The sequence below is a fragment of the Marinobacter sp. M3C genome, assembly GCF_023311895.1.
Lineage (GTDB): Bacteria > Pseudomonadota > Gammaproteobacteria > Pseudomonadales > Oleiphilaceae > Marinobacter.
The window spans coordinates 3,147,522-3,172,028 of record NZ_CP092284.1; the positions used below are offsets into that span (position 1 = coordinate 3,147,522).

27 protein-coding genes are annotated in these 24,507 nt (G+C 55.7%); 16 read left to right on the forward strand and 11 right to left on the reverse strand.

Annotated features, from left to right (window positions below):
- Window positions 1-94: 94 nt before the first annotated feature.
- Together MIH18_RS14690 and MIH18_RS14695 are read right to left on the reverse strand one after the other, a co-directional pair.
- Window positions 95-700: a chorismate lyase gene (locus tag MIH18_RS14690; protein ID WP_249012730.1), complete on the reverse strand. Its 606-nt coding sequence runs from the start codon at window positions 698-700 to the stop codon at window positions 95-97.
- Window positions 666-1,223, reverse strand: coding sequence for a hypoxanthine-guanine phosphoribosyltransferase (locus tag MIH18_RS14695; RefSeq protein WP_249006582.1), 558 nt, complete (start codon window positions 1,221-1,223; stop codon window positions 666-668). The genes MIH18_RS14690 and MIH18_RS14695 overlap by 35 nt, the downstream gene beginning before the upstream one ends.
- 269 nt (window positions 1,224-1,492) lie before the next feature.
- Here MIH18_RS14695 and MIH18_RS14700 point away from each other — a divergent pair, with 269 nt between their 5' ends.
- The 3 genes from MIH18_RS14700 (at window position 1,493) to MIH18_RS14710 (ending at window position 3,844) form a co-directional block, all read left to right on the forward strand.
- Window positions 1,493-1,660 (forward strand): rubredoxin, encoded by a 168-nt coding sequence (locus MIH18_RS14700; RefSeq protein ID WP_007348344.1) that lies wholly within the window; start codon window positions 1,493-1,495, stop codon window positions 1,658-1,660.
- 12 nt (window positions 1,661-1,672) lie between these two features.
- Window positions 1,673-2,893 carry an FAD-dependent oxidoreductase gene (locus MIH18_RS14705; RefSeq protein WP_249012731.1) on the forward strand — a complete coding sequence of 407 codons (1,221 nt, stop codon included), beginning with the start codon at window positions 1,673-1,675 and terminating at the stop codon, window positions 2,891-2,893.
- Window positions 2,894-2,980: 87 nt separating this feature from the next.
- Entirely contained in the window at window positions 2,981-3,844 is an 864-nt protein-coding gene (locus MIH18_RS14710) for an acyl-CoA thioesterase II (RefSeq protein ID WP_249006579.1), read from the forward strand.
- 63 nt (window positions 3,845-3,907) lie between these two features.
- Here MIH18_RS14710 and MIH18_RS14715 read toward each other — a convergent pair whose 3' ends face one another.
- A complete protein-coding gene (locus tag MIH18_RS14715; RefSeq protein WP_249006578.1) occupies window positions 3,908-4,366 on the reverse strand; it encodes a flavodoxin in 459 nt (152 codons plus the stop codon).
- A 229-nt stretch (window positions 4,367-4,595) separates the two neighbouring features.
- Here MIH18_RS14715 and MIH18_RS14720 point away from each other — a divergent pair, with 229 nt between their 5' ends.
- Together MIH18_RS14720 and MIH18_RS14725 are read left to right on the forward strand one after the other, a co-directional pair.
- Window positions 4,596-6,158, forward strand: a complete 1,563-nt coding sequence (locus MIH18_RS14720) for an inorganic phosphate transporter (RefSeq protein ID WP_249006577.1) — start codon at window positions 4,596-4,598, stop codon at window positions 6,156-6,158.
- Between the two features lie 124 nt (window positions 6,159-6,282).
- The gene (locus tag MIH18_RS14725; RefSeq protein ID WP_249012732.1) at window positions 6,283-6,549 is read left to right on the forward strand and encodes a hypothetical protein; all 267 of its coding nucleotides are present in this window, start codon (window positions 6,283-6,285) and stop codon (window positions 6,547-6,549) included.
- Window positions 6,550-6,652: 103 nt separating this feature from the next.
- On the opposite strand, the gene panP is transcribed toward MIH18_RS14725, so the two are convergent.
- Together panP and MIH18_RS14735 are read right to left on the reverse strand one after the other, a co-directional pair.
- Entirely contained in the window at window positions 6,653-8,308 is a 1,656-nt protein-coding gene (gene panP, locus MIH18_RS14730; RefSeq protein ID WP_249006576.1) for a pyridoxal-dependent aspartate 1-decarboxylase PanP, read from the reverse strand.
- Window positions 8,309-8,395: 87 nt separating this feature from the next.
- Entirely contained in the window at window positions 8,396-8,734 is a 339-nt protein-coding gene (locus MIH18_RS14735) for a DUF503 domain-containing protein (protein WP_249006575.1), read from the reverse strand.
- 99 nt (window positions 8,735-8,833) lie between these two features.
- Between MIH18_RS14735 and MIH18_RS14740 the strand changes: the two genes are divergently transcribed.
- The 5 genes from MIH18_RS14740 (at window position 8,834) to MIH18_RS14760 (ending at window position 14,710) form a co-directional block, all read left to right on the forward strand.
- The gene (locus MIH18_RS14740) at window positions 8,834-9,436 is read left to right on the forward strand and encodes a uracil-DNA glycosylase family protein (RefSeq protein WP_249012733.1); all 603 of its coding nucleotides are present in this window, start codon (window positions 8,834-8,836) and stop codon (window positions 9,434-9,436) included.
- A gap of 329 nt (window positions 9,437-9,765) precedes the next feature.
- Window positions 9,766-9,987, forward strand: coding sequence for a hypothetical protein (locus tag MIH18_RS14745; protein WP_249006573.1), 222 nt, complete (start codon window positions 9,766-9,768; stop codon window positions 9,985-9,987).
- Between the two features lie 208 nt (window positions 9,988-10,195).
- A complete protein-coding gene (gene hemB / locus MIH18_RS14750; RefSeq protein WP_249009061.1) occupies window positions 10,196-11,185 on the forward strand; it encodes a porphobilinogen synthase in 990 nt (329 codons plus the stop codon).
- A gap of 66 nt (window positions 11,186-11,251) precedes the next feature.
- The gene (gene ppk1, locus MIH18_RS14755; RefSeq protein WP_249012734.1) at window positions 11,252-13,393 is read left to right on the forward strand and encodes a polyphosphate kinase 1; all 2,142 of its coding nucleotides are present in this window, start codon (window positions 11,252-11,254) and stop codon (window positions 13,391-13,393) included.
- Between the two features lie 30 nt (window positions 13,394-13,423).
- The gene (locus MIH18_RS14760) at window positions 13,424-14,710 is read left to right on the forward strand and encodes a DUF945 family protein (RefSeq protein ID WP_249006571.1); all 1,287 of its coding nucleotides are present in this window, start codon (window positions 13,424-13,426) and stop codon (window positions 14,708-14,710) included.
- Window positions 14,711-14,795: 85 nt separating this feature from the next.
- On the opposite strand, the gene coaD is transcribed toward MIH18_RS14760, so the two are convergent.
- Both coaD and MIH18_RS14770 read right to left on the reverse strand, forming a co-directional pair.
- The gene (gene coaD / locus MIH18_RS14765) at window positions 14,796-15,272 is read right to left on the reverse strand and encodes a pantetheine-phosphate adenylyltransferase (RefSeq protein WP_249006570.1); all 477 of its coding nucleotides are present in this window, start codon (window positions 15,270-15,272) and stop codon (window positions 14,796-14,798) included.
- Between the two features lie 81 nt (window positions 15,273-15,353).
- The gene (locus MIH18_RS14770; protein ID WP_249012735.1) at window positions 15,354-16,847 is read right to left on the reverse strand and encodes a coniferyl aldehyde dehydrogenase; all 1,494 of its coding nucleotides are present in this window, start codon (window positions 16,845-16,847) and stop codon (window positions 15,354-15,356) included.
- A 126-nt stretch (window positions 16,848-16,973) separates the two neighbouring features.
- Here MIH18_RS14770 and MIH18_RS14775 point away from each other — a divergent pair, with 126 nt between their 5' ends.
- The gene (locus MIH18_RS14775) at window positions 16,974-17,678 is read left to right on the forward strand and encodes a TetR/AcrR family transcriptional regulator (protein ID WP_249006568.1); all 705 of its coding nucleotides are present in this window, start codon (window positions 16,974-16,976) and stop codon (window positions 17,676-17,678) included.
- 171 nt (window positions 17,679-17,849) lie between these two features.
- On the opposite strand, the gene yihA is transcribed toward MIH18_RS14775, so the two are convergent.
- Window positions 17,850-18,491, reverse strand: coding sequence for a ribosome biogenesis GTP-binding protein YihA/YsxC (gene yihA / locus MIH18_RS14780; RefSeq protein ID WP_249006567.1), 642 nt, complete (start codon window positions 18,489-18,491; stop codon window positions 17,850-17,852).
- A 175-nt stretch (window positions 18,492-18,666) separates the two neighbouring features.
- Between yihA and MIH18_RS14785 the strand changes: the two genes are divergently transcribed.
- The 3 genes from MIH18_RS14785 (at window position 18,667) to MIH18_RS14795 (ending at window position 21,006) form a co-directional block, all read left to right on the forward strand.
- Entirely contained in the window at window positions 18,667-19,275 is a 609-nt protein-coding gene (locus MIH18_RS14785) for a c-type cytochrome (protein ID WP_249006566.1), read from the forward strand.
- A gap of 151 nt (window positions 19,276-19,426) precedes the next feature.
- Window positions 19,427-20,062 carry a thiol:disulfide interchange protein DsbA/DsbL gene (locus MIH18_RS14790; protein ID WP_249006565.1) on the forward strand — a complete coding sequence of 212 codons (636 nt, stop codon included), beginning with the start codon at window positions 19,427-19,429 and terminating at the stop codon, window positions 20,060-20,062.
- Window positions 20,063-20,115: 53 nt separating this feature from the next.
- Window positions 20,116-21,006 carry an endonuclease/exonuclease/phosphatase family protein gene (locus tag MIH18_RS14795; protein ID WP_249012736.1) on the forward strand — a complete coding sequence of 297 codons (891 nt, stop codon included), beginning with the start codon at window positions 20,116-20,118 and terminating at the stop codon, window positions 21,004-21,006.
- Window positions 21,007-21,070: 64 nt separating this feature from the next.
- Here the strand turns inward: MIH18_RS14795 and rpmG are convergent, their stop codons facing one another.
- The 3 genes from rpmG to radC all read right to left on the reverse strand — a co-directional run bounded on the left by rpmG (window position 21,071) and on the right by radC (window position 22,472).
- Window positions 21,071-21,226, reverse strand: coding sequence for a 50S ribosomal protein L33 (rpmG, locus tag MIH18_RS14800; protein WP_007348364.1), 156 nt, complete (start codon window positions 21,224-21,226; stop codon window positions 21,071-21,073).
- A gap of 11 nt (window positions 21,227-21,237) precedes the next feature.
- Window positions 21,238-21,474, reverse strand: a complete 237-nt coding sequence (gene rpmB, locus MIH18_RS14805; RefSeq protein WP_007348365.1) for a 50S ribosomal protein L28 — start codon at window positions 21,472-21,474, stop codon at window positions 21,238-21,240.
- Window positions 21,475-21,692: 218 nt separating this feature from the next.
- A complete protein-coding gene (gene radC / locus MIH18_RS14810; protein WP_249012737.1) occupies window positions 21,693-22,472 on the reverse strand; it encodes a DNA repair protein RadC in 780 nt (259 codons plus the stop codon).
- A 172-nt stretch (window positions 22,473-22,644) separates the two neighbouring features.
- Between radC and coaBC the strand changes: the two genes are divergently transcribed.
- Together coaBC and dut are read left to right on the forward strand one after the other, a co-directional pair.
- Window positions 22,645-23,928: a bifunctional phosphopantothenoylcysteine decarboxylase/phosphopantothenate--cysteine ligase CoaBC gene (gene coaBC, locus MIH18_RS14815; RefSeq protein ID WP_249012738.1), complete on the forward strand. Its 1,284-nt coding sequence runs from the start codon at window positions 22,645-22,647 to the stop codon at window positions 23,926-23,928.
- The gene (gene dut, locus MIH18_RS14820) at window positions 23,925-24,386 is read left to right on the forward strand and encodes a dUTP diphosphatase (protein ID WP_249006561.1); all 462 of its coding nucleotides are present in this window, start codon (window positions 23,925-23,927) and stop codon (window positions 24,384-24,386) included. The genes coaBC and dut overlap by 4 nt, the downstream gene beginning before the upstream one ends.
- The last annotated feature ends 121 nt before the right edge of the window (window positions 24,387-24,507 follow it).

Genomic DNA, 24,507 nt, shown 5'->3' on the forward strand with positions numbered 1-24,507 from the left:
ACAGAGTTCGCTGGTCGGTAATAACGGTGAATATGCTGGGGATTATAGTCAGTGTCGGGCGCGGGTCAAAAAGCCGTTGCCAACTCGGACGGAATTAAGTTCGTTCTGCGCCGCTGTAAAGCTGTGGTAACAGGTATTCGCACACCATCAGCGAATGCTGGCGGCCCTGCCTGCGGGTGTGAAACAGCGAGCGCCGGGCCAGCTGCGGTTGCCCGCTATGGGTGCCCTGGCATAATCCGGTTTCGAGTGGGCCTCTATGCCACTGGCGGTGGCTGAACAGGTAGGCACCCAGCGGCCGGTTGCCCAGGTTTCGAAGCTGGCGGCCTGGCCCTTGCAGGCACGCCAGTGGGATAACGGTACGTGCCAACACCCAGGGCTGGCCATCGCCGCACAAGCGCACTTCGCGAATCCACGCTTGCTGGCGCCAGGGAATGTTCAGCTTGCGAGCTTCTTCGACGCGGGGCAGGGCAAAACCTTCGCTGGCGACTTCTACATTAAAGCTTAGTTGGCAGCGTTTCTGCAACGCTCGGGTGAACGACCCCTGAACGTTTAACCAGTAACGCGCCGGGCCATGAACCTGAGGATTGCGCAAGCCCGCGGCCACTGGCCGGCGATACCAGCAGGCCGGCGGGATCGTCAGAGCGCAGGCCGCTGTTGGGTTGTTTTTACAGACCTTTGACAGCATAAATACCAGGCGCATTGCGCCAGTAGCCTTTGTAGTCCATGCCAAAGCCGAACAGAAAGCGGTCTTCGATATCCATACCGGTGAAATCGGCTTTCAGGCCGGGTCGACATTTGCGATCGTGTTGTTTGTCTACCAGTACAGCGGTCAGCACTTCAGCGGCGCCGTGTGCGCGGCAATAATCGGCGATGGCGCACAGGGTAGTACCTTCGTCCAGAATGTCGTCAACAATCAAAATGATACGGCCGTTCATATCGGCTTCCGGCCGCAGCTTCCATTCCAAAATGCCCCCGGTGGTTTCCTGGCGGTAACGGGTGGCATGCAGGTATTCGGCCTGAACGGGAAAGTTCAACTGGGTGAGCAACTGGCCAGTGGTAATCAGGCCCCCGTTCATCACGCAGAAAACCAGCGGGTTGCTGCCTTCAAGGCGTTCGGTGATAGCGCTGGCCAGAGCAGTAATAGCGGCCTGTACCTGCTGATTTGGAACCAGACAATCGGCTTCGGCCATTACCTGCTTCATTTCGGCGACGGTATCGATCATAACGGGCGGTCCTGTCGTAAAACGGGCGATTATACCGGAGCGATGGGTGTGAAGGGAGAGCTAACCGGGCATGAAAGGGTCTGTATTTATGGCTACACGTGCAAAACAGGCATACTGACCACGCCGTAGGGCTGCAGCAGGCGTTAATGACCGCGCATTTTCCGCGGTACGATTGGCCCGGGCGCCAATTTGAAGCGTAAATGAACGATAATCGCTAGTAACAGTAACAGTAACAGTAATAGTAACAGTAATAGTAACAGGAGCAGGTAATGAAGAAGTGGCAGTGTGTGGTGTGCGGGCTAATTTATGACGAAGCCGAAGGTTGGCCGGAAGACGGTATCAAGCCAGGAACGGCGTGGAATGACGTCCCAGAAGACTGGTTGTGCCCGGACTGCGGTGTGGGTAAGGAAGATTTTGAAATGATCGAAATCGACTGAGGCGGGTACAGCATGACAACAGCTTCCGAACGCAACCCCATTATCATTGTTGGCAGTGGCCTGGCCGGTTACTCGTTGGTGCGGGAGCTGCGCAAGCACAACGCGGACGCACCCATACTGTTGGTAACCGCCGATGACGGCACCAGCTACTCAAAGCCCATGTTGTCTACCGGCTTTGGCAAGGGCAAAGATGCCGATGGCTTGGCCCAAGCCGACCATCAGTCGATGGCTGATCAGTTCAATCTGCGCTTGCTGCCCCATACCCGGGTGACCGCTCTGAACCCACAGGCCCATCAGATTCAACTGGGCTCTCTTTTAAACTCTCGTTTAGACTCTCATTCAGAGAGTCAATGGCAAAGTTACAGCAAGTTAGTGCTGGCTTGGGGTGCGGAAGTAATACCACTTCACTTAGCGGGCAGTGGCAGCAATGCGGTGTACTCCATTAATGACTTGGACGACTATCGTGCCTTCCGCGCCGCACTGACGGGCGCTGAGCGAGTGGCCATTATGGGCGCCGGGCTGATTGGCTGTGAATTTGCCAATGATTTGCGTCTGGGCGGGTATCAGGTCGAGGTGATTGCACCCTCGGCAACGGTGATGCCGACGTTAATGCCCGAACAGGCCGCTCGCGCCCTGCAGAATGAACTGGAGGCGCTGGGTGTGATTTTCCACTTGGGTACCCAGGTTGATCGCATTGAGCAAGTGCCGGCCGGAACCGATGGCGGAGTAACCCTGGCGCTTGCCAACGGCCGGCAGCTGCAGGCCGATGTGGTGATTTCGGCGGTGGGGCTAAGGCCGCGGACCGAACTGGCACAACAGGCCGGGCTGGCGGTGAACCGCGGTATTGTGGTGAATCGCGCGCTGGAAACCTCGGCGCCGGATGTGTATGCCCTGGGCGACTGTGCCGAGGTGGACGGCCAACTGCTGCTGTATGTTATGCCGCTGATGGCCAGCGCCCGGGCGTTGGCAAAAACCCTGAGCGGCGAGCTCAGCGAGGTGCTCTACCCGGCCATGCCGGTGATGATAAAAACACCTTGCTGCCCGGCGGCGGTAAACCCGCCACCGGCGGGCGCGAAGGGAAAGTGGCAGGTTGAGCAGGATGGTAATCACGTGAAAGCGCTGTTCAATAGTGCAGACGGGGCTTTGTTGGGCTTTGCGCTGACCGGTCGCTTTGCCATGGAGAAACAGGCGTTATCGCGGCAGTTGCCGGCGTTGCATAGCGCGGTTTCCTGAGAGCAAATGGTCGGTTTTCATTGCCAAGCCGCGCGCCCTGGGTGAAAATTTAGGTCGTTTGCTTATTATCACTCAACAGGAGCCGGCATGCTGGATATAACCCGAAAACTGGTGGAGTTGCTGAACGTGAGCGCTACCGGCGTAGATCACTTCCAGGGTGACAGTGAAGACCTGGGATTTCCCAACGTATTCGGCGGCCAGGTTCTGGGCCAGGCGCTGATGGCCGCCAGCCGTACCGTGGAAGATCGACTGTGCCATTCTCTGCATGCTTACTTTTTGCGCCCGGGTAACCAGCGCATGCCCATTGATTATGAAGTGGAGCGGGTACGTGACGGTGGCAGCTTCTCTGTTCGGCGGGTCACCGCGCGACAAGAGGGCAAGGAAATTTTGACCTGTTGTGCGTCGTTCCAAAGCGATGAGGTTGGTCTTGAACATCAGTTTGACATGCCGAAGGTGCCTGGGCCGGAAACCCTGAAAACCGAGCAGGAGCTGGGCGAACTGCTGGCGCCCCATGTTTCTGAAGCCCTGCGCCCTCTGCTGACGCGCGATCGCCCGGTGGAGTTTCGTCCGGTCGCACCAGGTAACCTTCTACATCCCGAGCCCCGCCCACCCCGAGCCCAGGACTGGGTGCGGGTAAGAGGTACCTTGCCGGACGACCCAGTGCTGCACCGTTGCTTATTGGCTTATGCCTCGGATTTTTCGTTTCTGGGTACGTCGCTGGTGCCCCACGGGGTCAAGTTTTGGGACGGCGGCTTGCGGGTAGCCAGCCTGGACCACGCTATGTGGTTTCACAGTGACTTCCGCATGGACGAGTGGTTGTTGTATGACAAAGATAGCCCGAGTGCAGCGGCCGGACGGGGGTTGAATCGTGGTAGTTTCTACAATGCTTCCGGCGACATAGTCGCTTCCTGTGCACAGGAAGGCTTGATTCGCCTGCGAAAAGGCCAGTAGCGGCACAAAATGACCCCGTCAAAGCCGGGGTAAACAGCTCTGGCTGGCATTTTGGTTTGTGTCTCAGACAAGTGTTTCCAATTGTTTGACCCATTCCTGCGCCCACTCAGCGGCCTCGATCTCGGGCTCCATGGTTTCCATGGCGTCGATGCGCAGGGTGTCACCTACTTTACGCGCGGCGGTTTCGTAGAGGGCTTCCTCGATCAGTTCGCCGGCGCCGCAAAAAGTGTCGCCGTAAGAACTGTCGCCGAGCACGATGCTGCCAAACGGGCGGCCGGGCTGCTGTGGCAGCTGGTCCCGCAAATCCACATAAAATTGCAGAATGTTTGAGGGCAGTTCACCCTGGCCAGTGGTAGAGGTGCACACCAGCAGGGCGTCATTGTTGTCGGTGATGTCAGACAGCTGTGGCTCTTCCAGAACCGTTACACGGTAACCGAGCGGCGTCAGTGTTTTTTCGACGGCGCGGGCACTCATCAGAGCGCCACCGTAAACGCTACCAACAAGAATGCGGATGGCTTTCATAAAAAAATTCCGAACAATTGAGTAATGTTTGGTTTTTTGGTGATGAGTTGCTGGTAATGAGAAGCAGCTGCAACCATTTTCAGGCTGAGATAATAGCCCTGACCGATCGTTTTTTGCAATACGGTGATTTATGCCGGATTTATGTCAATTTCATTGCAAAAATTTTATAGTGCCGCCTGCAGTTTCTCTGCAATCAGATGACGCCATGCCACATGAGATATTCCATGATATGAGCCGTTCAAGCGGATTTCTGGACACACTTCTTACCAGCCCCTCCACGGAACGCTTTCGGGTTGGAATCAGCCTGCTGTTTTTACTGGGCGTTTGGTTGTCGGTAGGCTCGTTTGCGAGTGGCCTGCCAAACGGCATGCTGCTGATGGCCGCCGCAGTGATTGGTGGTTATATGGCCATCAACATCGGTGCCAACGATGTTGCCAACAATGTGGGCCCGGCGGTGGGCTCTGGCGCTTTGTCGCTGGGCGCCGCGGTTGCTCTGGCGGCTGTCTTTGAAGCCGCTGGCGCGTTGATTGCCGGCGGCGACGTGGTGTCTACCATCAAGGGCGGGATTATCGATCCGTCTAACCTGAGTGACGACCGCTCCTTTGTCTGGTTGATGACGGCAGCCCTGCTGGCCGGCGCGCTGTGGCTGAATCTGGCCACCTGGATGGGCGCTCCGGTGTCTACCACCCATTCTATTGTGGGCGGGGTACTGGGGGCGGGTATTGCTGCCGGAGGCTGGGGCATTGCGGACTGGGGAGTCATGGGCAAAATCGCGGCCAGTTGGGTAATTTCACCGGTTTTGGGTGGTGCTTTGGCCGCTCTGTTTTTGTACCTGATAAACCGCACCGTTTTGTACCGGCGCAATGTTATCGCAGCAGCGCGCATTTTTGTGCCCTGGCTGGTGGCCGGCATGGCTTGGGCGTTTGGCACGTATCTGATGCTTAAAGGCCTGAAAAAACTGGTGTCGCTGGACTTTATGGGTGCTTCGCTGGTGGGTCTGGTGGCTGCCGCGGCGGCTTTCTTCGCGATACGCGCGTTGGTTAACCGCAAAGCCGCGACTATGGAAAACAACGCCGCGGGCGTAAACACACTGTTCACTTGGCCGCTAATTTTTGCCGCGGCGCTGCTCAGCTTCGCCCACGGCGCTAACGACGTTGCCAACGCTATTGGACCCTTGGCGGCCATAAACGATGCCTTGGCCAACGGCGGCGTGATGACGTCCTCCAGTATTCCTTTGTGGGTGATGGCGGTGGGCGCCTTGGGTATTGCGTTGGGCCTGATGCTGTTTGGCCCGCGGCTGATCAAAACCGTGGGCAGTGAAATCACCGAGCTGGATAAAACCCGCGCCTTTTGCATTGCGCTATCGGCCGCTTTGACCGTTATTTTGGCGTCGCAACTTGGACTGCCTGTTAGCTCCACCCACATCGCCATTGGCGGTGTGTTTGGCGTTGGTTTCCTGCGTGAGTATCTGAAGTCGAATTACGCCACCCAACTGCACAAGATCATGGAAGAGCGTGACCTCGTAGAGCGCGAACGTCTGAAGCCATTTCTGGATGACTTCCGTAACGCCTCGGTTGAGGAAATGGAAAATTTGCTCAAGCGTGCGAAGAAAAATAAAAAACAGGTACCACTGACAAAAAACGACCGCAAACGGCTGAAGAAAGTCTACCGGGAAGAGATGGTTAAGCGTTCCCATCTGACCCGCATCGCAGCGGCCTGGATTATTACCGTGCCGGCGTCGGCGTCGATTGCTGCCGTGTTGTTTTTCACCCTGCGCGGGCTAATGATTTAACGTCCTGTTTGGCTAACGAATCAGCGAAACGGGACACTGGCCGTTCAAGGCGAGTTTGCCCATACTGAGTAACACGACGTGGGAGTGATAGCTTCCGCAATTCTATTTGTTGGGGAGTGAGCTTATGAGTACATCTGTTGAAAGCAACCAAGCCAGGGTAATTAACGAGCTGAGGGTGTTTATCAAGAAAGTAATGAGCGAACCCACTATTGCGGTCAGATCGATGGACATTGCCCGCAAGCACAAAGGCGAGCCTAATTCTGACGAGGCCATCGCGCGGGAGATCAGCTCCAGCACCAGTATTCGTATTCCGGAAAAGTGGAGTGATGCGGACCGCATGTTTTTAGACATCATTCATGAAGTGTTAGACGATGAAGACGCGCTTTATTAAGATCTCCTGAAGCGTCCTACACAGTTGCAACAATAACGGCGCCTTATGGCGCCGTTATTGTTTGTTCTGTTTGTTCTGTTTGTTTAGAGCTGATTAGAAGCGCTTAGGTTTGCGCCATGGCGCCGGCGGCCAGGTTGTTCAGAATTGCCATTTCGTCGGCAATACCGTCTTCGCCGGCCAGCAGCCGTTGCTCGGCCAGAATGTCCGACAGTATGTCAGTGGTGGTCAGCGGGTTGGCCAGCACCACGCGGAACACTATGCAGGGGAAGTTGAAGTAGTTGTCCGGCTCTAAACGAGTGCGGGAGACAAACGCCTTACCCCTTTCACGTTGGGTTTTTTGGATAAACTTGGTGATGCGGTTCAGGCTGGTGTTGATCTTTTCCGCCAGCATTTCATCGGCACTTTCCAGAGCCTGCCGGACCTGTGACGGGCAGTAGCGATAGGTCAGAATGTTCAGTTCGGGCCGGGTGATCAGCTCGAAATCTTCAGCCTCATCAATCATGGCCGCGAATGTTCGGGCCTTGCCAATGCCTGCGTCAATCAGCAGTTCATAACCTTCTCGGGCCAGAATTTTCAGGCCAGAGTGAATCAGCATCGCCATGCCCGGGCGTGAGCCCTCAAGCGTGGTGCTGCCCAAATCCCGCGAGCCTTTGCGAATAATGTACTGGGCGTGGTGTTCAACCGCACTGGCCAGGCTGGGATCGCGGAACACCACCAAACCCACGCCCATGGGTACGTACAGCTGTTTATGAGCGTCAAAGGTGACCGAGTCGGCTTTTTCAATGCCTTTTAGCAGCGAACGATAACGTCGGGAAAACAGGGTTGGACCACCCCAAGCGGCATCTACGTGGAAGTGTGCGCCGAATTCGCGAGCGATATCGGCCATGGCTTCCAGCGGATCTACGTTGCCGGTTTCGGTCGTGCCGGCAATGCCACAGAGAGCAATCACCTTGATTTTCTGTTTCTGCAACTGCAGGCATTTTTCCCGTAGCGCATCAATCTGGATACGGTTGTTGCTGTCGGTTGCCACAGTCACCAGAGCATCGCGGCCCAGGCCCAATACGTCGGCGGCTTTGTTCAGGGAGTAATGGCCGCGGCGCGACACAACAATAGCGGCGCCCTCGTATCCGTAATATTTCAAAGCGCGGAACAGGCCTTCCTGTTGTAAGCCGCGGAAGTTACCTTCCGCCGGAAAAGCGCGGTTGCGGGCAACCCACAGCGCAGTCAGGTTGGCAACGGTGCCGCCGGAACACATGGCGCCCAGCGCGTAGCGGGGGTTGTGCATCCATTTGCGGTAGAACGAACCGTCTTCTTCGAACACCAGCCGATGAATCATGCCCAGCACTTGGCGCTCCAGAGGTGTAAACGCCTTGGAGGTTTCGGTTTTCACCAGATTCTGGTTCAGGGCAATCATGATCTTCGACAACGGCAGCATGAAATAGGGCAGCGCCGACGTCATGTGGCCAATAAAAGCCGGTGATGCGGTGTGTACCGAGTTTGCCACCAGTTTGTCGAGCAGAAACTGGGCTTGCTCAGACACAAATATGGGCTTTTCTGGCACGCTGTATTCCGAGAAATTCTTCTCAACGTCGGCCAGGTCGCGCTCTACCGCAACAATGTGATCCTGAAGAAAACCAGCAAGATTACGGGATATGTCCTGGTCAATCCGGCTCAGGGTAGAATCGGGTGCCTCAGGAATCGTGAAAACACGATACATTGCCTCTACAGAGGCCTGGGCGGATTTTTTAATTCCGGTCATAGGGCGCCACGCGCAGTCTCGAGGAGCCGTAGTATACGGCGTGAAAAGTGGTTACGCCACATTGGGCGGCGCCTTATCAAATGTGCTTTACAGCAGTTGTCGATCGACATCCAGAATGGCGGCATCAATGCGTTCGCTGATCGCTTTTTCGACCTGGTCCAGGCGCTGGCTGATCTGCTGTGACGATGAGCCCAGTGCCACGATAGCCCAAGTGGCGCGATCCAGAGTGTCCTGATGGTCTGTTTCGGCCACCGCCAAGTCCGGCTCTTTACCCCAGATCGTTTTTAATGGTGCAAACACTTTGCGCTTGGCTTTCAGATCATCACAGGCATAAAGTTGAAAGTGCAGGGTGAGCACGCCGATGTGTGGGGTGATCGCCGGAGCCTGCGGCGACTCCTTGAGCAGTTTGCGTAATGCGTCAGACATTCACGATTCCTTCAGAATAGGGGACAGATTTGAAGGTAGGGGACAGATTTGAAATCTGTCCCCGGTTAAGATGTGTCCCCAATTTGCCAAGGTACGCCGATGACAGATTCACTTGCAAGTTTGCCGTTCGAACAGTTATTGGGCCGGGTACGGGCGTGCACACTGTGTGCTGAACATTTGCGCTACGGCCCTCGCCCGGTGATCCAGATGGCAGAGTCGGCAAGGATTCTGGTGGTAGGCCAGGCGCCCGGACGCCGGGTGCATGAAACCGGCCTGCCTTTTAACGACCCCAGCGGCGATCGGCTGCGTCAGTGGATGGGTATTGGTCGCGAATCATTTTATGATGAACGCCAGCTGGCTATTCTGCCTATGGGCTTTTGCTACCCGGGTACCGGTAAAAACGGCGATTTGCCACCGCGACCCGAATGCGCGCCGGCCTGGCGCAGAGCCCTGCTGCAACGCTTGCCCAATGTGGCCATAACACTGGTGATTGGCCAATACGCCCACAACTGGCACTTGGCGAGCCCTGCCGGCACCGTCACGGCTAACGTGCAGAACTGGCGGGCGTACTGGCCGGCGCAGCTGCCCATGCCACACCCCAGTCCTCGCAATAATCTGTGGTTACGCCGTAACCCCTGGTTTGAAGCTGAGGTGGTGCCAGCACTTCAGCAGCGGGTAGCGGGCTTGTTGAACGTTCGCTAATTCCGTTCTGGTCCGAGCCTGCCTTAGGTTGATGCTGGCCTGGATTAGCAGTACGGCTAGCAAAGTAAGTGCCATGCAGCTCTGCTGCCCGCATAGAATCTGGTTCTTTTTTCGATCTGGGCAGATAATTTAATAACTACTAAAATCAATGCCTTGTGGTTTGTTACAAAAAATTACAAAAAAGTGTTTGCCAATAAATAGCCTTGTCATCGTTTACGGATTATAAAGACGCCAAGACAATCCAATATGTGGAATTTTGTCGAAATGGAATGCTGGTGGCCTGCGGCCTTTAGCGTTCGTAATTTTGGTTTTCGTTGATGGAGAACAATATGAGTGAATTCGACGAAAGCACTCTGGAAACATCCGGCGGCGGGTCGGCCGACGCTGAAAATACCCATTCCATTGCGGGTCGCGCCCGGGTTCGCGCTCAGTTGCAGGCTGACATTGAGGCCTTCCTGAGCCAGGGCGGCACCATCAGTCAAGTGGCGAACGGGTTTCGTAGTGGCGGCGGCAGCAAAGTGGACGCAGGCTTCAACGGCCGTGCACTCTGAGCCTTAAGCAGTCTAAAAGTGATGCCAGGCCTGGGCGATATTGCCCGGGCCTTTTTGTATACACAGTTACCGCAACTGCAAGCTTGGCGGCCGAGGTGTATCATAAAAACCTGTGCCGACGTACGCAGCCGGCTTTTATTTTTCGTACCACTCTTTTTGCCACTCTTTTTCCCAATCTGGAGGTTCTGTGTCGAATCTGACTCCCCGCATGTTTCCCGCCACCCGTTTACGTCGCAATCGCGCCAGTGATTTTTCTCGCCGGTTGGTGCGTGAAAACCAGCTGTTGCCTGACAATCTGATTTTCCCGATGTTTGTGTTGGATGGCGAAAACCAGCGCGAGGCCGTGGCCTCTATGCCCGGGGTGGAACGTTTGAGTATTGATCTTCTATTAGCCCAAGCTGCCGAAGTGGTGGAGTTGGGCATACCGGCTATTGCCCTGTTCCCGGTGGTGCCTGCCGAGCATAAAGATCTGCAAGGCTCTGGCGCCTGGGACCCCCAAGGTTTGGCGCAGCGGGCTGTACGTGCGCTGAAACAGGCCCATCCGGAACTGGGTGTAATTACCGACGCCGCTCTGGACCCGTTTACCACACACGGCCAGGACGGCATTATTGATGACAACGGTTATGTGCTGAACGACATCACGGTGGAAGCGTTAGTGAAGCAAGCGCTGTCTCAGGCCGAAGCCGGGGCCGATGTTATTGCACCGTCCGACATGATGGACGGTCGCATTATTGCGATCCGCGAAGCCCTGGAAGACGCGGGCTACGTGAATACCCGCATCATGGCCTATTCCGCCAAGTACGCGTCTGCCTATTACGGCCCATTTCGCGATGCGGTAGGCTCTGCAGGCAACCTCGGCAAAGGCAACAAGGCCACCTACCAGATGGACCCGGCCAACAGCGATGAAGCCCTGCACGAAGTGGCCATGGACATCGCCGAAGGCGCCGATATGGTGATGGTAAAACCGGGTATGCCGTACCTGGACATCGTGCGCCGGGTAAAAACCGAGTTACAGGTGCCCACGTTCGCCTACCAGGTCAGTGGTGAATACGCCATGCACATGGCCGCAGCGCAGAATGGCTGGCTGGACGGCGATGCGGTCATGATGGAAAGCCTGATGGCCATGCGCCGTGCCGGCGCCGACGGTATCCTGACCTACTTTGCTATTCGCGCCGCACGGCTGATGAAACAGAAATGATCCGCGGTGCGGGGTCGCCCAGACCCCGCGCTGAGAGCGCAGTAACAAAACAAGGACGGTAAACGAATGACCAGTAAAAAGGGCAATCTGAAGATTGCCGACAATGAGGCCACGTTGCCCGCAGCAGACACTGTGCCTTCGCCCGAGGAAAGTCTGAGCCTGGACGCCTGCGAAAATTTCTTCAACCGGGAACTGGGTCAACTGCAGTTCAACCACCGGGTGTTGAAGCAGGCCCTGGACGATACTCACCCACTGATCAACCGGCTCATTTTCTGCTGCATATTCAGCAGCAACATGGACGAATTCTTCGAAATTCGCGTGGCTGGCATTCGCCAGCAGTTGAAGTACGGCCGGGAACAAATCTACGCCGACGGACTGCAGCCGGAACAGCTACTGGCGGAGATCAGCCGTGTGGCTCACGAGTACATTGACGAACAGTACGATATCTTGAACAACGTGCTGATTCCGGAATTGGAAAAGCAGAATATCCACTTTGTGCGCAGGCACGAATGGACCCCGGCTCAGGCCCAATGGGTGCGTACCTATTTTGACGAAGAGATTTTACCGGTGGTCAGCCCGATTGGCCTGGACCCATCGCACCCGTTCCCGCGGCTGGTGAATAAAAGCCTCAACTTTATTGTGGAGCTGGACGGCAAAGACGCCTTTGGCCGCGAAACCGGCATGGCCATAGTGCCGGCGCCGAAGTCTTTGCCGCGGCTGGTGCGGCTGCCGGACGACGTGTGCGACGGCGGCGACAATCTGGTGTTTTTGTCGTCGATGATTCACGCCCATACCGACGAGCTGTTCCCCGGTATGGAAATCAAAGGCTGTTACCAGTTTCGCCTGACCCGTAATGCGGATCTGGAGCTGGAAGACGATCTGGAAGACCTGGCATCGGCCCTGCGCGGTGAGTTGCTGAGCCGCCGCTTTGGTGATGGCGTGCGTCTGGAAGTGGCGGATAATTGCCCGCAGGAGCTGGTTCAGTTTCTGCTGACCGAGTTTGGCCTGACCGAGCGCGACCTCTATGAAGTGCGCGGCCCGGTAAACCTGACCCGGCTGCTGGCGGTGGGGGGGCTGGTGAACCGACCGGACCTGAGCTATTCCGGTTTTTCACCGGTGATCCCGCGCCAGATTCGCAGCCGTGACTCGATGTTTGACAGTATCCGCAAGCGTCCGATTCTGTTGCTCCATCCCTATGAGAACTTCAGTCCGGTGGTGGATTTGCTGCGTCAGGCCGCCAAAGATCCGCAGGTGCTGGCCATTCGTCAGACCTTGTACCGCTCCGGTGCCAACTCCGAAGTGGCCGAAGCCTTGGCCGATGCCGCTCGCCGCGGTAAGGAAGTCACCGTTGTTATCGAGCTGACGGCGCGATTCAGTGAGGAGGAAAACCTGGAGCTGGCCAGCCGCCTGCAGGAAGCCGGGGTAATTGTGGTGTACGGGGTAGTGGGCTACAAAACCCACGCCAAAATGATTCTGATTGTGCGCCGCGAAGAAGGCCGCTTGCGGCGCTATGTGCACTTGGGCACGGGTAACTATCATGCCGCCAACGCTCGCCTGTATACCGACTACAGCTTTATGACCTGCGACGAAGCCATCGGCGACGATGTGAACAAACTGTTCCAGCAGCTGACCGGTATGGGCAAGGCGTTAAAAATCAAGAAACTGTTCCACTCACCATTCACTCTGCATTCGCGAATACTGCAACTGATTGAGCGGGAAACCCGCCTGGGTGAGAAGGGCCGGATTATTTTCAAGTTCAACGGCCTGACCGAGCCTCAGCTGATTAAAGCGCTGTATCGTGCCTCCCAGGCCGGTGCGAAAATCGACCTGATTATTCGTGGTATCTGCTGCCTTCGGCCCCAGGTGCCCGGGTTGTCGAGCACCATTCACGTGCGTTCTATTATCGGGCGCTTTCTGGAGCATACCCGGGTTTACTATTTTGGTAACGATGGCCAAGCCCAGGTGTATTGCTCCAGCGCCGACGGCATGGAACGTAACCTGTTAAGGCGGGTTGAAGTCGCCTTCCCGGTGGAGGAGCCTGCGCTGGTGGCGCGATTGCAAGACGACTTGAATACCTATCTTGCTGACAACTGCCAGTCCTGGGTGTTGCAGGCCGATGGCAGTTATCAGCAGAACCAGCCAGCTGAGGACGAGCCAAGGTTGGCGTCGCAGCTGGTGTTGCTGGAGCGGCTGACCGCCAAATCCTGATTTATTAATGTGGTATGACTGGAGAACGCTTTGAAACGACAATGGATAATGGTGTCTGCCGGACTGCTAGTGGTGGCGGGTATTGCTTTGCCCTATGGCACAGGCTACCTGACCGAGCAACAGTGGCAGCGGGCTTCACAGGAAGTGAACGGTTCCCAGACCTGGTTGGAAATGCAAGTCGGGCGCTACGACCGCGGATTCTGGAGCTCCGAATTTGAAGGTAAATTGTTGCTACGGGACCCGGCAAGCGGTGAGGAACTGAGTGTTCCCTACCTTGCCAGCGTGAGCCATGGCCTGACCGGCAGCCTGACCGATTTTAAACCGGTGAACGGCTGGACCCCGGCAGGCGAAAGCTGGTTCGGTGATGATGCCCCGCGCTTGACCGCAGAAACCCGGCTTTGGGGTTCGGCGGTAGCCGAGTTGACCGTGCCCAAGTTCAGCATTACTGATGACGATAACGTAGAAACTGTGTTTGGCAGTGGTGGTGTGGTGCGCGTAAATGGCAGCCTTGGCGCAGATGCTGTGGATATCAGTGCAGACTGGCCGTCGCTGGTGATTGCCTCGGAAGAGGTAGACCTGCGCCTCAGTGATCTGACATTGGAGCAGGAAATGCAGCGTCTGAGCGGTGACATCTGGATCGGCGAGGGCACCCTCGCTTTGCAGGGTCTGGAGTTGATGCCTGCAAACGCTGACGCCATTATGCTGCGCGGTCTGTCGCTCTATTCGAACAGCGAAGCGATAAACGACAACAGCGCTCTCGACTCTTTCATCACTATCAAACTGGATGAGCTGCAGTTGGCAGGGGATACCCTGGGGCCACACCGCATTGAATTCGCGTTGAAGGGCCTGAACGTAGAGGCCTGGAACGCTGTTAGCCGCAGTGTGACGGATATGCAGCTGGCGGCATTTGCCGCTGAAAACGGCGACCCAACCGCGTTCCAACAACAAATGCAGGCGATGTCAGACGTAGGCGAGTCGTTGCAGCTTCTAGCCGCGGCAGGCTTTAGTGTGGGGTTCCCGGACATTCATCTGGTCAGCCCTGACGGGCCCTTGCAGGGCAAGGTGCTGGTAACTCATCCTGGAGCTGCGGGCGATTCTGCGTCGCAATTGATCATGCCGGCGCTTGAGGGTGAAATGGAATTATCCATACCGCTGGCTCTGGCTGAAGACAACGAAGCGTTGCGTATGCAAACAGCGCCGTTGATTAAAGATGGTCTGTTGGTTACGGAAGGTGACCGCCTGTTATTGAAGGCAACGTTGAAAGATTTGGTGTTGAACGTCAACGGCCGACCCATTCCGCTGCCGCCGCTGTTGTAAGCGAGGTGTCTGGCCAGCCGCCTGGTTTGGCGTGCTGGCCGGTGTTGGTCTGGCTCAGGGAATAGTCCGATTCAGACGTTCTGCTTTAGCTGAATTTTTTCTTCAACGCGGCTTGCACCGCCGGATCAACAAATTCGGATATATCTCCGCCCAACGACGCAATCTCGCGGATCAGGGTAGATGATATATAAGACAGATGATTGGTGGGTGTGAGGAATACGCTCTCCAGTTCCGGTGCCAAGCGGCGGTTCATATCTGCCAGCTGAAACTCGTATTCAAAATCTGACACTGCACGCAGGCCGCGCAAAATCACCGTGGCGTTCTGCGATCGCACAAATTCTGCTAACAAATTGCTGAAGCCCATGACCGTCACATTGGGAACATGAGCCGTGGCCTGGCGCACCAGGTCGCAGCGTTCCTCCAGTTCTAGTAAGGGCTTTTTTTTAGAGTTATAGGCAACCGCTACCACCACTTCGTCGAATAACCGGCTAGCCCGTTCAATTAAATCAGTATGACCATGGGTGATGGGGTCAAACGTACCCGGGTAAATAACTTTTGGCATGTACAGCTCCGTCTCTACTTCGTTATTTTGCCCAGAATAGCAGCGCCAGCAATGTTTCGCGACGAACCGGGCGCAACTGAATCATCGAATAAACAGTTTATAGATCAGTTTGTGGGCAACACCGCCGTGGGGCGGGTACACCACTTTGCCGCTGTTAAGCTTCTGCTTGGTAAAAATTCCACGCTGATGGCTGAAGGTAAGAAACCCTTCTTTGCCGTGATAATGCCCCATTCCGGAATCGCCTATGCCACCGAACGGCAGGTCGTCTTGCGCTACATGCATCAACGCGTCGTTTATGCACATGCCGCCGGAGTGGGTGTTGGCCACGACTTTTTGCTGTTCTTCCTGGTTGTAACCGAAGTAATACAAGGCCAGCGGGCGCGGGCGATCGTTAATAAAGAGCAGGGCGTCGTCTAGCGTTTCGTAAGCCACAACAGGCAGAATGGGGCCGAATATTTCTTCCTGCATTACCCGCATATCCGCCGTTGTGTTCAATAATAATGTCAGCGGTAATTTGTGGCTCGCGGCATCCAGAGTTTCGTTAGCAGGGTTGATCTCGACGAGTTCTGCGCCTTTGCTGCGGGCGTCATCCAGATAACCCTGCAGGCGCTGGTACTGACGTTGGTTGATAATCGCCGTGTAGTCGGTGTTGTCCCGCAGTGACGGGTACATGGCGCTGAACTGTTTGCGGTATTCCTCAACAAAAGCAGCCACTCGGTCAGCCGGGCAAAGCACATAATCTGGTGCTACGCAGGTTTGGCCAGCGTTAAATGCCTTGCCAAATGCAATCCGCTGGGCTGCGTCCTCTAGCGGTACGTCGGTTGCGACAATCGCCGGTGATTTGCCACCCAATTCCAGGGTGACCGGTGTCAGGTTTTTAGCCGCGGCCTGCATCACCAACTTGCCCACCGAGGTTGAGCCGGTGAACAGCAAATGGTTGAACGGCCGCTCGGAAAAGTCCGCGGCGACCTTGGCGTCCCCCAGAATAACGGCTACCTGATCTTCGTCGAAGGTGGCTTCCACCAGCTCTTTCATCATCGCGGAGGTGTGCGGGGTAAACTCCGACATTTTCACCATGGTGCGGTTGCCCGCAGCCAGAGACGCGACCAAAGGCCCGATGGCCAGGTAAAGCGGGTAGTTCCAGGGCACAATCACCCCCACCACGCCTTTAGGCTGGTAATGCACCTGGTTGCTGGCAGGGCGGAACAGCATGGATACGTGCCGTTTTGACGGTTTCATCCAGCTGTCGAGACGTTTCAGGGTGTAGTTAATGCCCTGCACAGACGGCATGATTTCGGCAATCAGGGTTTCATCTTTCGAGCGGCAGCCAAAGTCTTTATCAATGGCTGCTATGAGTAGGTCTTGCCAGCTCAGCAGCGCCTGTTTCAATTTATTCAGGTTGTCGCGGCGCTCGTTGGCTGTCGGCGCGGGCTGGGCGCGAAACGCCTGCTGCTGTTTTTGGAAAACGGCGTGGGTATAGCCAATCTGCTCGGCGTTGTTCTCTGCCGGGTTTTCCGTGTCTGTCGCTGTACTGTTGGTGTTCTTTGCAGCGGCGGTTGCGAGGGTTGCGCCCATTAGAAAGACTCCCTGTGTATCAGTGAAAAACGTATTTTGGATGCATTAAAATTCATTATTAGAGTATATACTCTAGTGAGTCAAGCGGCGTAAAAAGAGGCGCCTGCTGCACCCGCTGGCGTTTGCGTGAGCGTTGATTTTTCGATTTTTGGCGACTTTATGAAAACCCGAGACCGAATCCTGCAGGCCAGTCTGCAGCTGTTCAATCAAAGTGGTGAGCGTGCGATAAGCACCAACCACATTGCCGCAGAACTGGCGATTTCGCCTGGCAATCTTTACTACCACTTCCGCAACAAAGCCGACATTGTTTACGAGCTGTTTCTAGCCTATCAGCAGCAGGTTGATTATTACCTGGCCGCACCCGGCAGCCAGCCTTTGGCACTGGCAGACCTGGCTTGGTACCTGGAGGCAGTGTTCGACGGTTTGTGGCAATACCGGTTTTTCCATCGTGACCTGGAGTCACTACTAGACGCAGACCCACGCCTGCGCGCAGGTTATGGTGACTTTACCGGCCGTTGCTTGAGCGCTATCAACGGCATCTTTAACCAGCTCGCCCGCGGTGGCATTATTACGCCGCGTCCCGAGCCGCTGCGTTCCGCCATGGCACTGAATGTCTGGCTGGTAATTACCAACTGGATGGCCTATCTAAAAACCGCTCACGCCACCGAAGAGCCAGCGGTGTTATCGCTGGCAGAGTTGAAGCAGGGTATTTATCAGGTGTTGACTCTGGAGCTGCCTCACGTGACCCCGGAATATCGCGAGCCGGTGTTGGCATTGCGGGAGACTTATCGTCCGGGAACTTTTTGTCAGGCGGCGCATCAAAGCAACTAACATGGGGAATCCGGACGTTCCCCGTGTTTGTTTGGAAGCTCAAGGAAGGTGCTTTCAGGTTTTAGCACGTCGCAAACCCTGACGTTGGCCGGCCTGAATTATTTTAGGCCGGCTTTTTTCATGTCTGGCTTGCGTCAAAGGCGCGGGTTACTATTCACCATTGGCTTATGGCTATTCTGCAGTGGCTTCCGGCTCTGCTTCCAGCCACTGAGTCAGCGCTTGGCGGCATTCATCCAGGCCGGTTTTGTTGCTGGAGGAGAACATGACTAAATGCTGCACGCAGCTAAACTCGTTCAGCTTCTGGCGAATGCCCAGCATGGCCGTTTTAGCCTGGCCAAATTTCAGTTTGTCGGATTTTGTCGCCAGAATCATCAGCGGCATATCGTTGTGCTGGCACCATTGCACCATTGTTTGGTCGAATTCGGTCAAGGGGTGACGAATATCCATGACCAACACCAAACCGCGCAAGCAGCGACGATCGTTTAAATAATGGCCCAAGTGGGTTTGCCAGTCGTCTTTCATGTCACGAGACACTCTGGCATAACCGTAACCGGGCAAGTCTACCAGCCGGGCATTTTCCCGGTTTAGCGAAAAAAAGTTGATAAGCCGGGTGCGCCCGGGGGTTTTGCTGGTTCGAGCCAGTTTGCCGTTTACGGTGATGGTGTTCAGTGCACTGGATTTGCCGGCGTTGGAGCGGCCGGCAAAAGCGACTTCTGCGCCAATATCTGCCGGGCATTCGTTCAGCTTCGACGCGCTGACCAGAAATCGGGCACTATTGAAAGACAGGCTTTTTTGAGTCAGATCAGAGTCCACGGCTATTGGCTTTCCTTTGGATTTCAGTTAGCAGGAATTAATGTATAATGCTACACCAATTCCGGGCGGTGCGCTTGACGTGTCCGCAGTTTCAGCCCCGGTATTGTGCCTGAACGGTCCAGTCCTTACGGCTGCACAACCAAGAATATTTTAAGATGAGAGAAGCGGAGCGAGCATGAAGAAACTGATCGCAGGAGTTGTTCTCGGTGTCAGCCTTACAGCGATGGCGCACGGGGCAGGAGATCCTCAAACAGGTGAACAGAACGCAGCAGCATGCCAGGCCTGTCATGGCCAGGGTGGCGCGAAGCCAATAATGGGCTTGTACCCGAAAATTGCGGGTTTGGGTGAAAAATATCTGCACAACCAATTGGTTGCCATCCAGCAAGGTCAGCGTGTCATTGTCGAAATGACAGGTCAGCTAACGGGTAAGTCCGATCAGGATCTGCAGGATCTTGCGGCCTACTTTGGCAGCCAGGACAGGAGCGTAAACCAGGCTAATCCGGATTTGGTTGCTCAAGGTCAGGCCTTGTATCGCGGCGGTAATATGGCATCGGGTGTTCCATCCTGTGCCGGTTGTCACAACCCGCAAGGGCATGGCAACGCGCCTGGTGGTTACCCGGCATTGGGTGGCCAGAACGCGGAATACGTGGCCAAGCAGTTGCACGCCTACCAAAACGGTACTCGTGCCAACGGCAATAACGCAGCGATCATGATGGGCGTGGCGTCCAAGTTGACCGATGCTGAAATTGAAGCTGTTGCCAGTTACGTTTCTGGGCTTAACTGAGTCAGGCAGTTGCTTTAGTAAAAAACCCTGCCTGAGCAGGGTTTTTTGTTATTTACCGGACGGTAACCCGGTTGACGCTGGTGTGAATGGAACTTTCTCGCCGTCTGTGGTCATAATCTACCTTACGCAGTTAACAATTCGGAGACAGTGAATGATTAAGACCGTGATAAAGGCCGCCTTACTGGCGGGAGCTATGGCCATTGCATTACCCGCTATGGCGGCGGATTGGCAGCAGGGCACCCACTACAAAGTTCTGGATAACCCGGTGCGAACCGATCAGGCCGATAAAATAGAGGTCGCTGAGGTGTTCTGGTACGGCTGCCCGCACTGTTATTCATTCAAGCCGCTATCCGAAGAGTACGAAAAAAACGCGCCAGACTACGTTGATTATGTTCGCTTGCCGGCCGCGTTGGGTAAGTCTTGGGAGCCCCACGCTTACGCGTTTTATGCGCTGGAGGCCATGGGTGAGCTGGACAAGGTTAACGATGCGCTGTTCGAGGCTTTGGTGGTCGAGCGCCGACAGCTGAACACGCCTGAAGCCCTGGCGGACTTTGTCGCCGAGCACGGTGTGGATGCGGATGAATTTCTGAAGAACTATAAAAGCTTTGGCGTGAATGCCCGGGTGCAGCAGGCGCAGGCCAAAATACGCGGCGCGCGAGTGACCGGAACACCGACTATGCTGGTGAATGGCAAGTACATTGTTACCGCTTCTACGGCCGGTAGCCCGGAAGCGGCGATTGAGGTGGTTGAATATCTAGTTGCCCAGGAGCACGGCGACAGCGAATAAGAGTGAGAAGCCGTTGAGCGGGCAACGCGTGAATTCCTAAGATACAGGTGGCTATGTATAAGCGTTTGCGCAATCAGTGGAATGATATGCGGCGTTCCTCGGGCGATGCTCGCGGCAGCTCATCGGGTGTGGACCACGTTCCGGATTTTGCGGAAGGTGGTCACATCCGGCTGCTGACGTTCAATATTCAGGTGGGCATCAGTACATCGTCATACCGGCACTACCTGACCCGCAGTTGGCAACACGTGTTGCCTCATCGAAGCCGTTTTGAAAATCTGGACCGGATTGCCACGCTGCTTAGTAATTACGATGTCATTGCGCTACAGGAATGTGACGGCGGCAGTTTGCGCAGTGGCCATATCAACCAGGTTCAGTACCTGGCCGAGGCCGCCGGTATACCCTATTGGTATCAGCAGCTAAACCGAAATTTTGGGCAGTTTGCCCAGCACAGCAATGGCTTGCTGAGCCGGTTTCGGCCGCTCGAGGTAAAAGAGCACCGTTTGCCGGGGTTGATTCCCGGCCGTGGTGTGATAGTCGCCAAATACGGAAATCCGGAAGACCCGCTGTTGCTGGTTGTGATGCACCTGTCGCTGAGTAAATCGGCCCAGCAGCGCCAGCTGGGCTTTGTTAGCGAATTGATCAACGACTATCGTCACGTGGTGCTGATGGGTGACATGAACGCCCATGCGGAGCAGCTGCTGACCAATACGCCGCTGAAGCAGACCGACTTGATTCCGTTGCCAGCAAACGCTCACAGTTTTCCTAGCTGGCGCCCTGAAAAAGCGCTGGACCATATTCTGGTGAGCCCGAGCCTGCAGGTTCACAGTTCTGGCGTTGTCAGTTACCCGATGTCAGATCATTTGCCCATCGCTTTGGACGTTACCCTGCCAAAATCGGATGTTATATTGCCAAAAACAGATGTAACGTCGCCAAAATTGTCTTGAGCTACTTTTTAACCATAAAAAAACCCGACTCGATGGTCGGGTTTTTTTATGGTTGCCGGATCAATTACTTGATCTTGGCTTCCTTGTAGGTCACGTGCTTACGTACAACCGGGTCGAACTTGCTCAGCTGGATTTTCTCCGGCGTGTTGCGCTTGTTCTTCATGGTGGTGTAAAAGTGACCGGTACCTGCTGATGAAACCAGCTTGATTTTTTCGCGCATGATATGGCTCCTTAAAATTTCTCGCCACGGGCACGAAGATCGGCCAGTACGATGTCAATACCTTTTTTGTCGATGATGCGCATACCCTTGGTGGATACGCGCAGCTTCACGAAGCGCTTTTCGGTTTCAACCCAAAAACGGTGGCTCTGCAGATTCGGCAGAAAACGACGACGAGTGTGATTCATCGCGTGGGATACGTTGTTACCAGCAACCGGACGCTTACCGGTAACTTGACAAACTCTGGACATACTTGCCTCCGACCTTGAGCTATGGTCTTAATAATCGAATTCGTTGATTGCGTCTCTGGTTGCCTAGGGGGCAATTAGAGCTTCCTGTTCGCGTCTAAAAACCGAACGTAGCTCGCCAGACGCCGCCAGAATAGGGACGCCTTTATACCAGAACTGGTAGCCCAACGCAAAAAAATTGTTGGGAAATTGTTCAATTTCCGAGCTTGGTTGACCCAAGTCTACATTAAACCCCGTTCGGCCAGTGATATTACCTCACCGTGGCCCACAACCATATGGTCAAGAACCCTGATATCCACCAGCGCCAGAGCGTCTTTCAGGCGTTTGGTCAGTGCGATGTCGGCCTGGCTGGGTTCGGCGACACCGCTGGGGTGATTGTGGGCAAATATAACCGCTGCTGCGTTGTCTTCCAACGCCTGGCGTACCACTTCTCGCGGGTACACCGCTGCGCCGTCAATGGTGCCGCGGAACAGCTCGCGATAGTGGATTATGCGGTGCCGGTTATCCAAAAACAGGGCAGCAAAAACTTCGTGGGGATAGGTGCCCAGCCGGCTGGCCAGGAAACGCCGGGTATCTTCGGGGGATTTTAATGGATCTCCTTGGCGCAGAGGTTCGTCCGTTACCCTCCGTGCCATTTCCATGGCTGCCTGCATTTGCGCGTATTTCGCGGTGCCCAGGCCTTTTACGCTGCAGAACTGACGGCTGGATGCGGTCATCAGACTGCGTAATCCGCCAAAGGTTTCTAAAAGATACCTGGCCATTTCCATCACGGGCATACCGCGGGTGCCGGTACGCAGGAATATGGCCAGCAGTTCGGCGTCTGACAAGCACTCTGAGCCGTGGGCCAACAAACGCTCACGAGGACGTTCATCGGTAGGCCATAATGCCGCGAACGGTGCGGCGGCGCTGTCTGCTACCGCTGAGGTTGCCTTGGTAGGTGGGACCTTAGTGGTCTCTGTCGATGGTTTGACGGAACTGGGTGTCGCCTGGGGGTTTCTCATGATTGCATCCTTGCAAATGAAAGAGCGGCTGATTCGAGCCGCCTATGGGAACGGGTTCTAGATTACGGGAAAAAAAGTGCGCTGGTAAGGCAGCTGTACTCTGCGGCAGGCTGTCTGTGGCGCTGTGGCGTGATATGTTACTGCTTTTACAACGTATGAGGACGCAGCCCCTATGGCTGGTAAACGAATTCTTGTTGGCGTTACCGGCGGCATCGCGGCTTATAAAACGGCGGAACTGGTGCGGCTGTTAAAAAAAGCGGGGCATTCGGTGCAGGTGGTGATGACCCGTGGCGCTGAAGCTTTTGTGACTCCGCTGACGTTTCAGGCGTTGAGTGGGCAACCGGTGCGTACCTCGTTGCTAGACCCGGAAGCCGAGGCTGGCATGGGCCACATTGAGCTGGCGAAATGGGCGCAACGGATCATCGTGGCCCCGGCCTCGGCCGACTTTATGGCGCGTCTGGCGGCGGGCATGGCCGATGATCTGCTGGCTACGGTGTGCAGTGCTGCCGAGGTGCCCATTGCCTTGGTGCCGTCGATGAATCAGGCCATGTGGGCTAATCATCGCACCCAGCGGGTGGTGCAGTTGTTACAAGCGGACCCCCAGATTCGCTTGTGGGGGCCGGCAGAAGGCCAGCAGGCCTGCGGTGATAACGGCCCAGGGCGCATGCTGGAACCAGAGCAGATCATGCAGACGCTGGCTCAGGAGCAAGCGCAAATCGATAATAGCGCCAGCGGTGCGTTGGCTGGTAAGCGCTTGGTGATCACGGCCGGACCCACCCGTGAACCTATTGACCCAGTGCGCTATATCAGCAATCACAGCTCTGGCAAGATGGGCTACGCTCTGGCCATAGCCGCGCACGCTGCCGGCGCTGAGGTTGTGCTGGTTAGCGGGCCGGTGAACCTGCCGCCGCCCGCGGGTATAAACCTACGCTCGGTGATGACCGCAGAACAAATGCTTGAAACGACTATGGCGGCGGTTGATGAGGGCTGTGACCTGTTTATTGCCACCGCTGCGGTGGCTGATTATCGGCCGCAGGATTATGTCAGCGGCAAACTCAAGAAATCCGCCGCCGAGATGACGCTGGCGCTGGTGCGTAATCCGGACACTCTGGCAACGGTAGCAGCGCGGGCAGACGCTCCATTTACTGTGGGTTTTGCGGCGGAAACCAATGACGTTGCCCGTTACGCCCTCAGTAAGATGCGCAAAAAGGGCCTGGATATGATCGTGGCCAATGATGTGTCGGTGCCTGGCCTCGGCTTTAACAGCGACAACAACGCCGTCAGCGTATTCACCGCCACCGACCAGATCCACCTTGGGCCCTGTGCCAAGCAGCAGATTGCGCGCGAGCTGGTGGCCCTGATTGCGCCGCGCCTGAATGCACGCGTTGGCGACAGCCAAAACCAAAATGGCTCTCACCAGAAACCCAAAAATAATTGTGACCGGAAACCTTCATGACCCGTAAAAAACTTCAGATCCGTGTATTGGATGAGCGTATTGGCCAAAGCATAGCGTTTCCCGCCTATGCCACCGATGGCTCTGCGGGCCTGGATTTGCGTGCCTGCTTGTCGCAGCCTCTGGTGCTGGATCCGGGCGACACCCAGCTGATTGGTACTGGCTTGGCGATTCACATTGCGGATCCAGCTCTGGCTGCGCTGATACTCCCGCGCAGCGGCCTGGGCCACAAACATGGCATTGTATTGGGCAATCTGGTCGGATTGATCGATTCCGATTACCAGGGCGAGTTGATGGTGTCTTGCTGGAACCGCGGCCAAACCCGGTTTACTGTTGAGCCTGGAGAACGCCTGGCGCAACTGGTGCTGGTCCCGGTAGTACAAGCTGAATTCGAAGTGGTTGATGAATTCGACAGCAGCCATCGGGGTACGGGTGGATTTGGCTCAACCGGCCGCAACTAGCGTTGGTGATCGGCAACAGCGCCCCAAGTAGCTGCGTTGCAGCTATACTTTGAGAATTAGTTCAACAAGACCGTCGCAATCACCAGGCCCGCAAGTGAGCGTGAGCCGGAACAATGACAAA

What these genes read in the sequence shown, in the direction of transcription:
- MIH18_RS14690 (WP_249012730.1), bottom strand. Translation starts at nt 700, where the DNA reads ATGCGCCTGGTATTTATGCTGTCAAAGGTCTGTAAAAACAACCCAACA.
- MIH18_RS14695 (WP_249006582.1), bottom strand. Translation starts at nt 1,223, where the DNA reads ATGATCGATACCGTCGCCGAAATGAAGCAGGTAATGGCCGAAGCCGAT.
- MIH18_RS14700 (WP_007348344.1), top strand. Translation starts at nt 1,493, where the DNA reads ATGAAGAAGTGGCAGTGTGTGGTGTGCGGGCTAATTTATGACGAAGCC.
- MIH18_RS14705 (WP_249012731.1), top strand. Translation starts at nt 1,673, where the DNA reads ATGACAACAGCTTCCGAACGCAACCCCATTATCATTGTTGGCAGTGGC.
- MIH18_RS14710 (WP_249006579.1), top strand. Translation starts at nt 2,981, where the DNA reads ATGCTGGATATAACCCGAAAACTGGTGGAGTTGCTGAACGTGAGCGCT.
- MIH18_RS14715 (WP_249006578.1), bottom strand. Translation starts at nt 4,366, where the DNA reads ATGAAAGCCATCCGCATTCTTGTTGGTAGCGTTTACGGTGGCGCTCTG.
- MIH18_RS14720 (WP_249006577.1), top strand. Translation starts at nt 4,596, where the DNA reads ATGAGCCGTTCAAGCGGATTTCTGGACACACTTCTTACCAGCCCCTCC.
- MIH18_RS14725 (WP_249012732.1), top strand. Translation starts at nt 6,283, where the DNA reads ATGAGTACATCTGTTGAAAGCAACCAAGCCAGGGTAATTAACGAGCTG.
- panP (WP_249006576.1), bottom strand. Translation starts at nt 8,308, where the DNA reads ATGACCGGAATTAAAAAATCCGCCCAGGCCTCTGTAGAGGCAATGTAT.
- MIH18_RS14735 (WP_249006575.1), bottom strand. Translation starts at nt 8,734, where the DNA reads ATGTCTGACGCATTACGCAAACTGCTCAAGGAGTCGCCGCAGGCTCCG.
- MIH18_RS14740 (WP_249012733.1), top strand. Translation starts at nt 8,834, where the DNA reads ATGACAGATTCACTTGCAAGTTTGCCGTTCGAACAGTTATTGGGCCGG.
- MIH18_RS14745 (WP_249006573.1), top strand. Translation starts at nt 9,766, where the DNA reads ATGAGTGAATTCGACGAAAGCACTCTGGAAACATCCGGCGGCGGGTCG.
- hemB (WP_249009061.1), top strand. Translation starts at nt 10,196, where the DNA reads ATGTTTCCCGCCACCCGTTTACGTCGCAATCGCGCCAGTGATTTTTCT.
- ppk1 (WP_249012734.1), top strand. Translation starts at nt 11,252, where the DNA reads ATGACCAGTAAAAAGGGCAATCTGAAGATTGCCGACAATGAGGCCACG.
- coaD (WP_249006570.1), bottom strand. Translation starts at nt 15,272, where the DNA reads ATGCCAAAAGTTATTTACCCGGGTACGTTTGACCCCATCACCCATGGT.
- MIH18_RS14770 (WP_249012735.1), bottom strand. Translation starts at nt 16,847, where the DNA reads ATGGGCGCAACCCTCGCAACCGCCGCTGCAAAGAACACCAACAGTACA.
- MIH18_RS14785 (WP_249006566.1), top strand. Translation starts at nt 18,667, where the DNA reads ATGAAGAAACTGATCGCAGGAGTTGTTCTCGGTGTCAGCCTTACAGCG.
- MIH18_RS14790 (WP_249006565.1), top strand. Translation starts at nt 19,427, where the DNA reads ATGATTAAGACCGTGATAAAGGCCGCCTTACTGGCGGGAGCTATGGCC.
- MIH18_RS14795 (WP_249012736.1), top strand. Translation starts at nt 20,116, where the DNA reads ATGTATAAGCGTTTGCGCAATCAGTGGAATGATATGCGGCGTTCCTCG.
- rpmG (WP_007348364.1), bottom strand. Translation starts at nt 21,226, where the DNA reads ATGCGCGAAAAAATCAAGCTGGTTTCATCAGCAGGTACCGGTCACTTT.
- rpmB (WP_007348365.1), bottom strand. Translation starts at nt 21,474, where the DNA reads ATGTCCAGAGTTTGTCAAGTTACCGGTAAGCGTCCGGTTGCTGGTAAC.
- radC (WP_249012737.1), bottom strand. Translation starts at nt 22,472, where the DNA reads ATGAGAAACCCCCAGGCGACACCCAGTTCCGTCAAACCATCGACAGAG.
- coaBC (WP_249012738.1), top strand. Translation starts at nt 22,645, where the DNA reads ATGGCTGGTAAACGAATTCTTGTTGGCGTTACCGGCGGCATCGCGGCT.
- dut (WP_249006561.1), top strand. Translation starts at nt 23,925, where the DNA reads ATGACCCGTAAAAAACTTCAGATCCGTGTATTGGATGAGCGTATTGGC.